We start from the raw sequence: 15282 nt of genomic DNA, 5'->3' as shown, positions 1-15282 counted from the left end.
AACAACAGGACTTAATTGTGGATAAACTTCTGATCAGGGGCCGTAAGCCTCTTGATGGCGAAATCCGGATTTCCGGCGCCAAGAACGCTGCGCTCCCGATTCTGGCAGCGACCCTGCTGGCGGACGAACCGGTGACCGTGGGCAACCTGCCGCACCTGAACGACGTTACCACCATGATCGAGCTGCTTGGTCGCATGGGTGTGGAACTGATGATCGACGAGAAGATGAGCGTCGAAGTCCACGCCAACACCATCAAGCAGTTTCATGCCCCCTATGAGCTGGTGAAAACCATGCGCGCCTCCATCCTGGTGCTGGGCCCGCTGGTGGCGCACTTTGGCGAGGCGGAAGTGTCCCTGCCTGGTGGTTGTGCCATTGGCAGCCGGCCGGTGAACCTGCATATCCACGGCCTGGAAATGATGGGTGCCGAGATCAAGGTGGAAAACGGCTATATCAAGGCAAAAACCAACGGTCGCCTGAAAGGCGCCCACATTTTCCTGGATACCGTCACCGTGACCGGTACCGAGAACCTGATGATGGCCGCGGCGCTGGCGGACGGTAAAACCATTCTCGAAAACGCCGCGCGTGAACCGGAAGTGGTGGACCTGGCCGAGTGTCTGATTGCCATGGGTGCCGACATCAAGGGGCATGGCTCCGCGACGATTGAAATCAATGGCGTTGAGCGGCTTCACGGCTGTCATTACGACGTGCTGCCGGACCGTGTCGAAACCGGCACCTACCTGGTTGCAGCCGCCGCTTCCCGGGGCCGGGTAAAGCTCAAGGATACCCGTGAGGACCTGCTGGAAGCTGTCCTGCTGAAGCTCGAAGAAGCGGGCGCCCATATCGACACCGGCAAGGACTGGATTTCCCTGGACATGAAAGGGAACCAGCCCAGGGCGGTGAATATCCGGACTGCGCCATACCCTGCGTTTCCCACGGACATGCAGGCTCAGTTTGCGGCTATGAACGCTGTGGGCGAAGGCACAGGTACCATCGTGGAAACGGTTTTTGAGAACCGGTTCATGCACCTGCAGGAGCTGATCCGCATGGGTGCGGACATAACCCTCGAAGGCAATGCGGCCATCATCAAGGGCGTGGACCATCTCACCGGGGCTCCGGTAATGGCGACCGACCTGCGGGCCTCCGCAAGCCTGGTGATTGCCGGGCTGGTAGCTGACGGCGACACCATCGTGGACCGTATCTATCATATTGACCGCGGTTACGAGTGTATCGAAGAAAAACTGCAGCTGCTGGGCGCCAGTATCCGCCGCCTGCCAGGCTGAACCCATTGAACCGGAAGGACGCATGACTGACTCCATCACCATCGCACTGTCGAAGGGGCGAATCCTCGACGAGACCCTGCCGCTGCTCAAAGAAGCCGGCATTGAGCTGGTCGACGACGTAAAAAAGTCCCGGAAACTGGTGTTTCCCACCACGGACCCGAACGTGCGCGTGTTGATTCTCCGCGCAACCGACGTGCCCACCTATGTTCAATATGGCGGGGCCGATCTGGGCGTTACCGGCAAGGATGTGTTGATGGAGCATGGTGGAGACGGCCTTTACGAGCCGCTGGATCTGAACATCTCGCGGTGTCGGTTGATGACCGCTGGCAAGAAAGACACCGAGGCTCCGGAAGGCCGCCTGCGGGTTGCCACCAAGTTTGTGAATCTGGCGCGCCGTTATTATTCCGCTCAGGGGCGGCAGGCCGATATCATCAAACTGTACGGTGCTATGGAGCTTGCACCGATTCTCGGCCTTGCCGATGAGATTGTCGACATTGTTGATACGGGCAACACTCTTAAGGCAAACGGTCTCGAGCCCCGCGAGCTCATTGAGCACATCAGTAGTCGTCTGGTTGTTAATCGTGCGTCCATGAAGATGAAACACGCGGGTATTAACCCCATAATTGAGAAGATGTCTGCGGCTGTTGAAAAACGCCGGCAGATTTCGGAGTAAGAACGGCTCAGGAAGGGCTTTCCAAAACACGCTCAAGCACATCCATGTGGCGCTTGGGCTCCGCCATCCCTGGCTCCGCACAGTTTTGGAAAGCCCTTCCTGACCCGTTCCCGGGCCTTTTCCGTATCCTCAGGCCAATAACACGTTTCAAACCGCGGATAGATTCTTCGCACAGCAGGAAAGATGAAATGACCGATATCAGCATCAAACGATTAGACGCTTCCCAAGGAGACTTTGACAATGCGCTGGCCGCGTTGCTGGCGTGGGAAGACAGTGTTGATCATCAGGTGAATGAGTCGGTTCGTCATATCCTGCATCAGGTTAAAACCCGTGGTGATGCGGCGGTTCTGGAATTTACCGAGAAGTTTGACCGTTTGAAGGTTGACTCAGTAGCTGAGCTGGAAATAGGTCAGGACAGGCTGCGGCAGGCCTTGGAGGCTATTCCCCAGGGTCAGCGTGTTGCGCTTGAGAAAGCCGCCGAGCGGGTTCGGGACTACCACGAGCGTCAGAACCAGAAGTCCTGGCAGTACAAAGATGAAGACGGCACGGTCCTAGGGCAGAAGGTGACGCCGCTGGATCGGGCTGGTTTGTATGTGCCTGGTGGCAAGGCCGCCTATCCATCCTCCGTGCTGATGAACGCCATCCCGGCAAAAGTTGCCGGAGTCGGTGAGGTGATCATGGTTGTTCCTACTCCGGATGGTGTGGTGAACGATATGGTCCTGGCCTCCGCTGCAATTGCTGGCGTGGACCGTGTGTTCTGTGTGGGCGGAGCCCAGGCGGTTGGCGCGCTTGCATACGGTACGGAGACTATCCCCGCCGTTGATAAAATCGTCGGTCCCGGCAATATTTTTGTCGCCACCGCCAAGCGTGAAGTGTTTGGCACCGTCGGCATCGACATGATTGCCGGACCGTCGGAAATCCTGGTGATCTGCGATGGCAAGACCGACCCGGACTGGATCGCCATGGACCTGTTCTCCCAGGCCGAGCACGACGAGCAGGCGCAATCCATTCTGATCAGCCCGGATGCAGAGTTTCTCGACGCGGTGGAAGCCAGCATCAACAAACTGCTGCCCACCATGGAGCGTTCCGAGATTATTGCCACCTCCATGACCGACCGCGCCGCATTGATTCAGGTGGCGGATCTGTCTGAGGCCGCCCGGGTTTCCAACCGCATTGCGCCGGAGCACCTTGAGCTCTCCGTGGAAAACCCGGAGGCCCTGGTGGAAGAAATTCGCCATGCCGGCGCTATCTTTATGGGCCGGTATACGGCTGAGGCGCTGGGCGATTACTGCGCCGGGCCTAACCACGTATTGCCGACTTCCGGTACAGCACGCTTCTCCTCGCCGCTTGGCGTATACGATTTCCAGAAGCGCTCATCCATTATCGGATTTTCTGCGGCTGGTGCCGACCGGATGGGACGAGTGGCGTCGGTGTTGGCCCGGGGTGAGGGGCTTACAGCGCATGCACGGTCAGCGGAGTACAGGATCAAGGAGTAGGAGTAGGTCGGATTAGCGCAGCGTAATCCGACAGGCAGATTTTGTCGGCAAGTGCTGGGTTTGACCTGGCTTGTTGCCGGCTGGGTTGTCGGATTACGGCCCTTTGGGCCTAATCCGACCTACGTTTTGAGAAGGCCGCTGCCAAAGACTGCGAGGGCGGGAGGGTAGCCCCGCCGCCCGTTTCCACGGAGTAGACATCAAGATGAGCAAGTTCTGGAGTCCACTGGTTGCGAAGCTGACCCCCTATGTTCCGGGGGAGCAGCCGAAAATGGCCAATCTGGTGAAGCTGAATACCAACGAGAACCCCTTCGGCCCCTCGCCGAAGGTCGTCGAGGCCATTACCGCTGAGCTCAACGACAACCTCAGGCTCTACCCGGACCCCGAAGGGGAGGCGCTGAAAAGCACGATCGCCCAGTACTATGGCGTCCAGAGCGATCAGGTCTTCCTTGGCAACGGCTCCGACGAAGTGCTGGCCCACATCTTCTATGGCCTGTTCCAGCATGACCAGCCGGTCCTCTACCCGGACATTACCTACAGCTTCTACCCGGTGTACTGCGGCCTCTACAACATCGAAGGCAAAGCCGTACCGCTGACCGACAGCTTCGAAATTGACCCCGAAGACTACAAGCAGTCTAACGGTGGCATCATCTTTCCCAACCCCAACGCACCAACCGGCCGATACCTGGCACTGGAAAAGGTTGAAGCCATTGTGGCCGCCAACCCGGATCGCGTTGTGGTTGTGGACGAGGCCTACGTGGACTTCGGTGGCGAAAGCGCGATTAAACTTGTGGGAAAGTATCCCAACCTGCTGGTCAGCCAGACCCTGTCCAAGGCGCGCTCCCTGGCCGGATTGCGGGTAGGCTTTGCCATTGGCAGCGCCGAGCTCATCGAAGCCCTGAACCGGGTAAAGAACAGCTTCAACTCCTACCCGCTTGACCGCCTTGCGCAGGCAGGCGCCATCGCTGCATTTAATGATGAAGCCTGGTTCCGCGCCACCTGTGAGGGTGTGATCGGTGAGCGGGAATGGGTCACGTCAAAGCTTGAGTCCCTGGGGTTCGAAGTTCTGCCCTCCAGGGCCAACTTCATCTTTGCCCGTCACCCCCACCATGCTGGAGAGGCGCTCGCCAGAGGGTTGCGAGAGCAGGGCGTGATTGTTCGGCACTTTAACAAACCCAGAATTTCAGAGTTCCTGCGTATCACCACCGGCACGGCAGACCAGAACAAACGGCTGATCGAATGCCTGAAGGCACTGGTGTAGTGCGATAAATTCCAGATACTGAAAACGGAGACCCCATGGCATCGCGCAACGAGATCCTCCGCACTCTGAATGAATGGCTCGCCCCTGAAAATTTCCAGGACTACTGCCCCAATGGCCTGCAGGTCGAGGGAAGGGAAGAGGTGAACACCATCATCAGTGGCGTAACCGCCTCGCAGGCCCTGGTTGACGCAGCTGTCGAAGCCGGTGCCGACATGATCCTGGTGCACCATGGTTACTTCTGGAAAGGTGAGGACCAGGCCATCCGTGGCATGAAGCGCGAGCGCATCAAGCGCCTGCTGGATCACGACATCAATCTGGTGGCCTACCATCTGCCGCTGGATGATCATCCGGACTACGGCAATAACCGCCAGTTGGCCGATGTGCTCGGTATTCGTAACCCCCGGCCACTGGGCGGCCTGGTCTGGCAGGGCGAGCTGGACAGGCCGATGGCGCCCGCGGCCTTTGCAGAGCTGATTGGCAGCCAGCTCGCCCGCACCCCCATGTGGGTGGGGGATGGTCCGGCCCAGATATCACGGGTTGGCTGGTGTACCGGTGCGGCCCAGGGCTTCATCGATAAGGCCTTGGATGCCGGGCTGGATGCCTACATTAGTGGTGAGATTTCAGAACCTACGACGCATACCGCCCGCGAGTGCGGCATTCACTACTACGCGGCCGGGCATCACGCCACAGAGCGTTACGGCGTTCAGGCCCTGGGGCGGGCCCTGGAGAAAACATTCGGGGTAAGCCACCGGTTTATCGACTGCGATAACCCTGTTTGATTAGCCCGTCTGACAAACCCCGTCTGATGGTCAGGAATCGTCAGGCTTTCTGCTGCTTCTCAGCCAACCCGAAATCCTCGGCCAGCGTGCCCTTTTCCTTCGGGTCGCTCTTGGGAGCATAGTCCCTCGGCGGCTCTACACCCTCCTTGTCGCCGGAACCTTCTTCCAGGCGGGCGCGGGCATTATCCTTTTCCAGCTCCAGCAGCCAGTCCTCGTCGTTGCACAGACGATTGGCCCCGCGGGCCATATGCTGGTTCACGTCGCGATAGGTGTCGTTGAAACGGCGCAGCAGATGAGCAGACTCCATGAAGTGCTCGTTGACCTGGGCCTGATAGCGGGTGTACTCGTTCCTCAGCTCTTCAATCTGCTGTTCAGCCCGGCGCTGCCGCAATGTGGAGCCCTGACCGGAGCGGCCAACCAGTACCCCGATGACAATGCCAACAATCAATGCGGCGATAGCTGCCAGAATCAGGTTTGTCATAAGCTGTGTCGTCCCTTTTGATGAATCGGCCATGCCGTTAATAAGAGTATAACGCCCGAAAGCCTCTGCGCACACGAGTCACTCGTGCGCCAATCGTCGTATTGCAACGTATCTCACGCCTGCCGCTACTGTTCGCGCGGTGCCGGAAAGCTCTGGAACGTGGCGAAAAAAGCCAAAATCGGCCACAATACGCCGCCGTTATGAATGACCATACTTCGGGAAACGCCTTAATGACACCCCAAAAGTGCATCCATATGACCCCATGGGAACGATACCAGCAAGACCTTGAGCGGCCGGAATTCCAGCACGACTCCGCCCAGGAAGACGCAGTGCGCCGCTTGCAGTCACTGTACGACAAACTGGTGGCGGCGGAAAGGGATCGGGAAAAACCGATGGTCAAACTCCGGCTGAAGCTGAAAAAGGGCAGAGAGGAGCCGATCAAGGGCCTGTACTTCTGGGGTGGGGTTGGTCGCGGCAAGACCTACCTGATGGATACCTTCTACGAATCACTGCCATTTGATCGCAAGATGCGGGTGCACTTCCACCGCTTCATGCAGCGGGTGCACAAGGAGCTGAAAGGTCTGAAGGGCGAGAAAAATCCGCTGGAACTGGTGGCAAGGCAGTTTGCCGATGAGACCCGGGTCATCTGCTTCGACGAGTTTTTTGTTTCGGACATTGGCGACGCCATGATTCTGGCTACCCTGATGGATGGCCTTTTCAGCCGTGGCGTCACCCTGGTCTGTACCTCCAATATTGTGCCGGACGGTCTCTACAAGGACGGCCTGCAACGTGCGAGGTTCCTGCCCGCCATCGAGCTGGTCAAGAAACATACCGATGTCGTGAACGTGGACGGAGGCGTTGACTATCGCCTCAGAAGCCTTGAGCAGGCGGAACTCTATCACTATCCCCTGGACGGGGATGCCGACAGTAGCCTGCAGAAAAGCTATGACAGTCTTGCGCTGGAAGCCGGCAGCCATAGCCTGGAGCTGGACATCAATGGTCGCAAGCTCAGGGCCATCTGCCACGCCGACGACGTGGTCTGGTTTGACTTCAAAGCCCTTTGCGACGGCCCCCGGAGCCAGAACGACTACATCGAACTGGCCCGCGAATTTCATGCGGTAATCATCAGCAACGTACCGATCCTCGGAAAGGACAAGGATGATCAGGCGCGGCGGTTTATCAACCTGATCGACGAGTTCTACGACCGCAACGTGAAAGTCATTATTTCCGCAGAGGCGCCAATTACCGACCTTTACGCCGGCGGACGGCTCGGGTTCGAGTTTGAGCGTACCGAATCGCGGTTATTGGAGATGCAGTCCAGGGAGTATCTTGAGGCACCGCACAGAGCCTGAAATAAGTCGGATTACGGCTTCGCCTAATCCGACCTACAAAAGTACTCAGCCCGTGACACCAAACCCGTAGGTCGGATTAGCGAAGCGTAATCCGACATTACGAAAGTACTCGGCCCTTGACATCGAACCCGTAGGTCGGATTAGCCGAAGGCGTAATCCGACACCCAAACAACATTGATACGAGAGACCCAATCATGACCACAGACAACGTCGTAATCGTAAGCGGTGTACGCACCCCCATGGGCGGCTTCCAGGGAAGTCTGGCCGCAGTTTCCGCGCCGGAGCTGGGCGCCATCAGCATTGCAGAGGCCATCCGCCGTGCCGGGCTGCAGCCGGCGGACGTGCAGGAAGTCATTATGGGCAATGTCCTGCCCGCCGGCCTCAAGCAGGGTCCGGCCCGCCAGGCCATGCGCCAGGCAGGCCTTCCGGACAGCACCGGCGCCACCACCATCAACAAGCTTTGCGGTTCCGGCATGAAGGCCGCCATGTTCGCTCACGATGTGATCAAGGCCGGCAGCAATGACATCATGGTTGCCGGTGGTATGGAGAGCATGTCCAACGCTCCCTATATCCTTCAGGGGGTCCGTAGTGGCTATCGGATGGGGCCCGGGCAGGCGCCTCAGGATCACATGTTCCTTGATGGCCTGGAAGACGCAGAAACCGGCCGCCTGATGGGCGCGTTCGCACAGGAAATGGCGGACAAGAAGGGCTATACCCGCGAGGAAATGGACGAATACGCCATCACCTCGCTCACCCGCGCGAAGAAAGCCATCGAAGAGGGATTGCTCAAAGATGAGATCATCCCCGTGACCGTGAAAACCCGCAAAGGCGAGGTGGTTGTAGAAGATGATGAGCAGCCCCACAACGCCAATATCGACAAGATCCCGAGCCTGCGTCCGGCCTTCAGCAAGGACGGCACGGTCACGGCTGCCAACGCTTCTTCCATCTCCGATGGAGCGTCAGCCCTGGTGCTGATGCGTGAATCCGAAGCAGAAAAACGCGGCCTCAAACCTCTGGCCAGAATCGTTGCCCACAGCACCCAGTCCCAGCACCCGTCCGAGTTCACCTGTGCGCCTGTCGGCGCCATCGAAACCCTGTTCGGTAAAACTGGCTGGACCAAAGACGACGTGGATCTGTTCGAAATCAACGAAGCCTTCGCCATGGTCGCAATGATGCCCATTCGCGAGCTCGGCCTGGACCCTGAGAAGGTCAACATCCACGGCGGTGCCTGCGCCCAGGGCCACCCCGTCGGCTCCACCGGCTCCCGTCTGCTGGTAACGTTGATGCACTCCCTGAAGCATTATGGCAAGAAGAAAGGTGTTGCAGCGCTTTGTATCGGTGGTGGTGAGGCCACGGCCATGGCTATCGAAATGCTGTGATCCCCGTCCTGCTATAACCGTAGGTCGGATTAGCGAAGCGTAATCCGACAAATCCGGCAGCGCAGTACTCCCCATGTCGGATTACGCCTTTGGCTAATCCGACCTACATTCTCGCCGTTCCGCCGAAGTTAAATCCCTTATCAGCCCAACTGGTTGCATCCTGAAATGTTGACTATAGTGACTCAGTGCGAGGGAAGCCTGCCGCGGAGAGGGGTGTAATCGTAAAATCATACTTTTGACTGATCAAAGCGTCCGATGGCGTTAGCTATAGTGCGAACATCACGAGCACTGTGCATGAAGCCTCCAAACATCGTGAACACCAATAATCAGAGCAGCGACTCAGAACAACAATGGAGTAGCCTTCCAATGACAAGAAAAACACAGCAATGGCAGCAGTGGACCAAATTGCCGCTGGCCGTAGCAGTTGCAGCCGGACTATCCGGGCAGGCAGCAGCCTATTCGTTTTATGTGGGGGATGTGGAAGCCTCTTTAGACACCACGTTGTCAGCTGGCGCCACCTGGCGGACTCAGGACCGCGACAGAAGGCTGATTGCCCAGGGCAACCTCGGCCCGGAATATGCCCCCGGCGGGTCAATGGAAAACATCGGCGCCTCCACCAATAACTACGACGACGGTAACCTCAACTTCGAAAAAGGGGATACCGTTTCCAAGATCGTAAAGGGCAACACCTCGTTGTTCCTGAACTACAACGTTGGCGGCGATTACCTTGACCGTGTGGGAGCCTTTACCCGCGGCCGCTACTGGTATGACTTCGAGCTGAAAGACGAGAACAGGGCGGTGGACCCGGTCGGTCAGCGCCGTGAACTGAATGAACAGGCCAAAGACAATGCCTCCGGCGGCGAAATTCTTGACGCCTACGTTTTCTCTGACTGGTGGCTCGGCAACACGCCGGTGAGTCTGCGTTATGGCAAACAGGTGCTGAGCTGGGGTGAGAGCACGTTCATTCAGGGCGGCATAAACACCATCAACCCTATCGATGTACAGGCTTTCCGGGCTCCAGGCTCAGAGCTGAAAGACGCGCTGCTGCCCGTTGAGATGTTCTACACCTCCGTGGGTCTTACCGAGAACGTGACCGTTGAAGCCTTCGTCCAGGCAGACTGGGAGCCGGTGCGTCCTGATGACTGTGGTACCTTCTTCTCCACCAATGACTTCGCCGCAGACGGCTGTGGCCCGGTATTGCTGGCAGGTACTTTGCCGGATTCACAGGCCCTCGCCCAGGGTTTCGTGGCACCACGCCTGGCAGACGAGGAGGCAGATTCCAAAGACCAGTTCGGTGTCGCTATGCGCTGGTTCGTGCCGGAACTGAACAATTCGGAAATCGGTTTCTACTACATCAAGTACAACAGCCGCCTGCCTTACGTCAGCGGCCTGGTGAACAACCCCTCCTCACCGAGTGGCACTCAGCAGAACGATCCGAACGAGCCGTTTTCATCGTTCCCCAGCTACTTCATCGAGTATCCGGAGAACATCAACCTCTACGGTATCAGTATCAATACCACCACTCCGGGTGGCTGGTCTCTGGGTGCGGAATACAGCTTCCGGGACAATATGCCGCTTCAGTGGAACGCATTTGAGCTGATCTTCGGCGGCCTGCAGCAGCGTGGCCCGAACGGCGAGACCCTCAGTAAGCTGGAAGCGCAGCGCCTTGAAGAGAATCCGGGTGCGAACCTGGCCGGCAAGCCAGTTGACGGCTACGACAGGTTTAACGTATCCCAGGCCCAGTTCACGCTGATCAAGTTCTTCGACCAGGTCATGGGCGCAAGCCGTCTGTCCCTGATCACGGAATTTGGTGCTACCTACGTGCACGACCTTCCCGATGAAGACGAAGCCCGTTATGGTCGCTCCGGTACCTTCGGTATTGGCACGCTGCCGGTCGAAGGCTCCAATTTCACCGGTGATTTCTGTGCGGCTGGCGCCAACATCAACACCAATTACTGTAACAACGAAGGCTTTACCACGTCCTTCTCGTGGGGCTACCGTACCCGTCTGGTGTGGGACTATCCCAGTGCGATTGCAGGCATCAACCTGTCACCCCAGTTGGCCTGGAGTCATGACGTCCAGGGTTACGCGCCGCAGCCAGGTGGTAACTTCAATGAAGGTAACAAGGCCATTGGTCTCTCACTGCAGGCTGTTTACCAGAACCGCATAACCGGTAATATCGGTTATACAAACTTTTTCGGTGGCAAGCCGTATAACGAGTTGACCGACCGTGATTTTGTGAGTGCAAGTGTTTCCTACTCATTCTGATTCGGCCCGAATTCGTTTAACGAGGTAATTTAAATGAAACTGAACAAGAAGCTACTGGCCACTGGCATTCTGTCCGCATCCCTGTTTGCGGGCAGTGCCTTTGGCGCCGTTTCCGCAGAGGAAGCGGCCAAGCTGGGTGACTCACTCACGCCGATTGGCGCAGAGAAGGCTGGCAATGGCGATGAAATCCCGGCTTGGGATGGTGGTTTGACCACACCACCAGCAGGCTACAAGGGCGATGGCATCTATGTGAATCCGTTCCCGGATGAAAAACCGATCTTTACCATTGATCAAAGCAACGTTGACCAGTACGCAGACAAACTGTCGCCGGGCCAGGTTGCCATGATCAACCGTTACGATGATTACAAGATACCGGTGTATGAGACCCATCGTACGGCCGCCTATCCTGATCACGTGATGGAAGAAACGGTGGAGAACGCCACCGAAGTGGAGCTGATCAAGGATGGCAACGGACTGGGCAACTACCAGACCGCGACACCTTTCCCCATTCCCCAGAATGGTCTGGAAGTGATCTGGAACCACATCACACGTTACCGTGGCGGCTCTGTCATGCGTAATGTTGGTCAGGTTACACCGACCGAAGGTGGTGCCTTCAGCGTTGTAAAATTCCAGGACGAACTGACCTGGAGGACTTACCTGACCGACTACGAGCCGGGCGAAGATCCGAACGTCCTGTTCTATTTCAAGCAGGCAATCACCGCGCCAGCCCGTCTGGCAGGTAACGTACTGCTGGTTCACGAGACCATTGACCAGGTGGCCGAGCCCCGTCGTGCGTGGGTATACAACGCCGGTCAGCGCCGTGTACGCCGCGCCCCTCAGGTAGCTTATGACGGCCCGGGTACTGCCGCCGACGGTATGCGTACCTCTGATAACTTCGACATGTTCAACGGCGCACCTGACCGTTACAACTGGGAGCTGTTAGGCAAGAAGGAAATGTACATTCCGTACAACTCCTACAAGTTGGTGGACCGTGACCTGGACTATGACGACATCATCAAGGCTGGTCACATCAATCAGGATCTCACCCGTTACGAATTGCACCGTGTATGGCATGTGCGCGCTACCCTGAAGGATGGCGAGCGCCACATCTACGCGCGGCGTGACTTCTATATCGATGAGGATTCCTGGCAGGCAACAGTGATCGACCATTACGACGGCCGTGGTGAGCTGTGGCGTGTCGCGGAAGCGCACAGCATGCAGTTCTACGATCAGAACGTACCCTGGTACGCCATCGAAACCCTGTACGATCTGTTGTCTGGCCGCTACCTGGTGCTGGGCCTGACCAACGAGGAATCCGACCCCTATACATTTGGTGTTGAGCGCTCTTCCCGTGAGTACACCCCGGCAGCACTGCGCAGGGCTGGTACACGCTAGAGTACAGATTTACCGGAGTCATTCCGGGTTGTGAAAACGGCGGGCCATGGCCCGCCGTTTTTTTTGTTTTTGCAGCCCACCCCCGCTTTGGTTTAACCTCTCTCTACTCATACTAAAGGCGTACCCGATGCAGGTCGCCATGATAACGACAAGGCAGAGATCACATTTGCCGGATAACGGGCCGCCAGGTTCGAACAGTCCGGGTTTTCAACGGGGCAGAGAGTGAAACCATTTGATGATGGCTGTGCGGCCAACGATGAGTTCCAGTCGGCACTGAGTGGGGCACATCGTGGCGAGTTGATCAGGGATTTACTGCGTCAGCGGGTGCGGATGCCGGAGCCCGTTCCCAACTACCTGAAAAGACCAGCGCTTACTGAAAAGCTCACGTCGGCGATCAGGCCGGGAGAGGTGCTGTTCGTTGAAGCGCCGTCGGGTTTCGGTAAAACCCATGCTGTGAGTGTCGCCTTTCGTGAAACAGGCCGCAGCGCGGAATCCCTCAGGTGGCTGGGGCTGACCGGACAGGAGAACGATGCCGGCCGGCTGATGGCCCTTCTGGACATTGCACTGACGCCCCCCGGTGCGGCTTCCCAGGCCTCTGGCCAGCAAAAAGCCGCGAGCTACAGCGATGCGCTGGCCCTGATGCTGTCTGATGCCCACTGGAACAATCGGGAATCAGACAGTGTGCTGGTCATCGACAACATCGGCACCCTTGCCAATCCGGCCGCCATTACCCTGTTGCAGCAACTGGTGGCCAATACGCCGGATGGTCTGGCGCTGGTGCTGGTGTCGAGAAAGCCGCTGCCGTTTGAAACCCACGCCTATGAACTGGAAGGCCGGTTCAACCGGATCAGTACTGAGTTCCTGGAGCTGACACGCTCCGAAACCTTTGCTTTTTTTCAGACCGCCGTCAGCCGCAACCAGCTCACCACGGTAGCTGTGGAGCACCTGTATTCACTGACCGAAGGCTGGATAACGCCTCTGGCGCTTTACCAGCGGGAACTGCAGTCTGCCGCAGAGGTCCGGCTGCCGATTCAGGAAACCTTCAGCGTTGAGCGTTTTCTGAGGGATGCGGTGCTGGTCCATCTTACACCCGGGCAGCAGCGCTCCCTGCGCATCATGGCCGAGATGGAAATTGTCTCCGATGATCTTTTTCTGGGGCTTGCGGATGCCGGTTGTGACCATGCTTTCCGTCCCTCCGCCGCTGCGGAAACGGGCATACCGCTTCGTCCTCTCCCTGGCAGGGGGCGCTGGTTCCGGCTGAACCCGTTGTTGCACGACTGGTTGCAGACGCCTGCGCTGGAAAGTCCCCGGGAAAGGGCACTCAAGGCCAGCCGCTGGTTCAGTGAGCGTAACCAGTTCCCTGAGGCGTTGCGGTACGCGCTGCAAAGCGGTGATGTGGATGAATCCGTGCGTATCGCCTCGGAAGGCTCGGAAGCTCTGCTGATTGGCCAGGATACCGCCTCACTGCTGCGGCTTCGCCGTTCCCTGCCACCCGGACTTCTGGAAAAGAGTGCCCGTTTGAAAATCGTGTACGGCTGGGTTCACGCTATCGGCGGCCAGTTCAGCCAGGCGCGGCTGCTGATCAACGACCTGGACGATGGAACCCATCCGGAACTGCTGGGTCGTATCGACGCTCTGAGGGCCTTTATTCTGCGAGGTGAAGGCAGCGTCACTGAAGCGCTGGAAGTGGCGGACAGGGCCCTACAGGCGGAAGAACTGTCCACCCAGGGCCAGCTGGTGACTCAACTGGTCCGTTCCAGTGCACTGTGTGCCGCGGGTAAATTCGGTGCCGCGCGGGAAGCCAACCGCATTGCCGCCAGGCTGGCCAGGGAAGCCGGGGACAGTGGCTCGGAGATCCTGGCGGTGTATGCCCATGCGCGCATCGAACTGGGCAAAGGCTCGTTGAAACATGCCGAGCAGCTGCTGAGAACGGGCCTGGATACCGCCATGAATGAATCCGCCCGCCCGGCCCGGGTTGGCGAAACCCGACTCCAGCTCAATCTGGTGATGGTGCTATGGCATCAGGGCAGGGAGGCAGAAGCGGACCGCTTGCTGGTTACCTGCATACGGCATGCGGAGCAGACCCGTGATCTTGGCCTGCTGTTGGCAATGGCTCTGAGGGTGCTCATCTGCCGCACCCAGAACCGAATGGACGATGCCTTTGCCTGGATTGGTCGTGCTGAACGTACCATGCAGTCCTGGCAGGTGGATCAGGCTGTGTATGTCCCGGTCCTCGAGGCACTCAAGATCAGCGGCTGGCTGTCACTGGCGCAGGCAGATACCGCAGCCCAGGCCATGGACCGCCTGGCCCCGTGGCGGGAAGTGAATTGCGTGCCGGAAATGTTTCCGATGATGCCAGGTATGCTGAACTGCCTGCAGGCCCGGATCGAGCTGGCGCGGGGCGATGACGTCAAGGCCGCGGAAACAGTGAAGGGCATTCGAAACAACGGCGGAGAAACACTTCCGTTCGGTCTGGATATCCACTCAAGATTGCTGGAAAGCGTAGTCAGTTGGCGCCAGAAAGGCTCCGCCGCTGCCCAGAAGATCCTGGCCACAGCCATTGCCATGGCCGGGGACGAACACTACATCAGCCCCTTTGCCGAGCTGAAGAATGAGCTTCAGGAACTGATGGAGAAAACCTGGTCACAGCTGCCGGACACGCCCTTTACCGAGTCGGTAGGCCGGCTGTATGGCCTGTCCGACATGAAGGAGCAAGTGCCTCTGGCCGAACCCATCAGTGATCGTGAGCAGGGGGTTCTGGAGCTCATTGCCCAGGGTCTGTCGAACCAGGATATTGCCGACCGCCTGCACATCTCGCTGCATACGGTCAAGACCCACGCCCGCCGTATCAATGCCAAGCTTGAGGTGAAATCCCGCACCCAGGCCATCGTCCGCGCCCGGGAACTGGGACTGCTATAGCG

The 15282-nt window shown here is 58.1% G+C and carries 11 protein-coding genes; 10 read left to right on the top strand and 1 reads right to left on the bottom strand.

The window, feature by feature from the left end:
• Positions 1–17 precede the first annotated feature (17 nt).
• From murA to QPM17_RS12890, 5 genes are all read left to right on the top strand, one after another.
• Positions 18–1280 carry a UDP-N-acetylglucosamine 1-carboxyvinyltransferase gene (gene murA / locus QPM17_RS12910; protein ID WP_285391190.1) on the top strand — a complete coding sequence of 421 codons (1263 nt, stop codon included), beginning with the start codon at positions 18–20 and terminating at the stop codon, positions 1278–1280.
• 22 nt (positions 1281–1302) lie between these two features.
• Positions 1303–1953: an ATP phosphoribosyltransferase gene (gene hisG, locus QPM17_RS12905; RefSeq protein WP_285391189.1), complete on the top strand. Its 651-nt coding sequence runs from the start codon at positions 1303–1305 to the stop codon at positions 1951–1953.
• Between the two features lie 188 nt (positions 1954–2141).
• On the top strand, positions 2142–3449 hold the full coding sequence (gene hisD, locus QPM17_RS12900) for a histidinol dehydrogenase (protein WP_285391188.1): 1308 nt from the start codon (positions 2142–2144) through the stop codon (positions 3447–3449).
• 202 nt (positions 3450–3651) lie between these two features.
• Entirely contained in the window at positions 3652–4707 is a 1056-nt protein-coding gene (gene hisC, locus QPM17_RS12895) for a histidinol-phosphate transaminase (protein WP_285391187.1), read from the top strand.
• Positions 4708–4742: 35 nt separating this feature from the next.
• A complete protein-coding gene (locus tag QPM17_RS12890; protein ID WP_285391186.1) occupies positions 4743–5486 on the top strand; it encodes a Nif3-like dinuclear metal center hexameric protein in 744 nt (247 codons plus the stop codon).
• A 40-nt stretch (positions 5487–5526) separates the two neighbouring features.
• Here the strand turns inward: QPM17_RS12890 and QPM17_RS12885 are convergent, their stop codons facing one another.
• On the bottom strand, positions 5527–5967 hold the full coding sequence (locus tag QPM17_RS12885; RefSeq protein WP_285391185.1) for a Z-ring associated ZapG family protein: 441 nt from the start codon (positions 5965–5967) through the stop codon (positions 5527–5529).
• 254 nt (positions 5968–6221) lie between these two features.
• On the opposite strand from QPM17_RS12885, the gene zapE reads away from it, so the two are divergent.
• From zapE to QPM17_RS12860, 5 genes are all read left to right on the top strand, one after another.
• Positions 6222–7319, top strand: coding sequence for a cell division protein ZapE (gene zapE / locus QPM17_RS12880; protein WP_285391461.1), 1098 nt, complete (start codon positions 6222–6224; stop codon positions 7317–7319).
• Positions 7320–7513: 194 nt separating this feature from the next.
• A complete protein-coding gene (locus QPM17_RS12875) occupies positions 7514–8698 on the top strand; it encodes a thiolase family protein (RefSeq protein ID WP_285391184.1) in 1185 nt (394 codons plus the stop codon).
• A 366-nt stretch (positions 8699–9064) separates the two neighbouring features.
• A complete protein-coding gene (locus QPM17_RS12870) occupies positions 9065–10966 on the top strand; it encodes a DUF1302 domain-containing protein (protein WP_285391183.1) in 1902 nt (633 codons plus the stop codon).
• A gap of 33 nt (positions 10967–10999) precedes the next feature.
• Positions 11000–12361, top strand: a complete 1362-nt coding sequence (locus QPM17_RS12865) for a DUF1329 domain-containing protein (protein ID WP_285391182.1) — start codon at positions 11000–11002, stop codon at positions 12359–12361.
• 222 nt (positions 12362–12583) lie between these two features.
• Positions 12584–15280, top strand: a complete 2697-nt coding sequence (locus QPM17_RS12860; protein WP_285391181.1) for a LuxR C-terminal-related transcriptional regulator — start codon at positions 12584–12586, stop codon at positions 15278–15280.
• The last annotated feature ends 2 nt before the right edge of the window (positions 15281–15282 follow it).

The organism is Marinobacter azerbaijanicus, assembly GCF_030250645.1.
Classification (GTDB): domain Bacteria; phylum Pseudomonadota; class Gammaproteobacteria; order Pseudomonadales; family Oleiphilaceae; genus Marinobacter; species Marinobacter azerbaijanicus.
Note: the sequence above shows the minus strand (reverse complement) of the source record. Positions and strands in the feature narration are given on the sequence as shown.

Coding starts and splice junctions, on each gene's coding strand:
- hisD (WP_285391188.1), top strand. CDS start 2,142: ATGACCGATATCAGCATCAAACGATTAGACGCTTCCCAAGGAGACTTT.
- hisC (WP_285391187.1), top strand. CDS start 3,652: ATGAGCAAGTTCTGGAGTCCACTGGTTGCGAAGCTGACCCCCTATGTT.
- QPM17_RS12875 (WP_285391184.1), top strand. CDS start 7,514: ATGACCACAGACAACGTCGTAATCGTAAGCGGTGTACGCACCCCCATG.
- QPM17_RS12890 (WP_285391186.1), top strand. CDS start 4,743: ATGGCATCGCGCAACGAGATCCTCCGCACTCTGAATGAATGGCTCGCC.
- QPM17_RS12885 (WP_285391185.1), bottom strand. CDS start 5,967: ATGACAAACCTGATTCTGGCAGCTATCGCCGCATTGATTGTTGGCATT.
- QPM17_RS12870 (WP_285391183.1), top strand. CDS start 9,065: ATGACAAGAAAAACACAGCAATGGCAGCAGTGGACCAAATTGCCGCTG.
- zapE (WP_285391461.1), top strand. CDS start 6,222: ATGACCCCATGGGAACGATACCAGCAAGACCTTGAGCGGCCGGAATTC.
- hisG (WP_285391189.1), top strand. CDS start 1,303: ATGACTGACTCCATCACCATCGCACTGTCGAAGGGGCGAATCCTCGAC.
- QPM17_RS12865 (WP_285391182.1), top strand. CDS start 11,000: ATGAAACTGAACAAGAAGCTACTGGCCACTGGCATTCTGTCCGCATCC.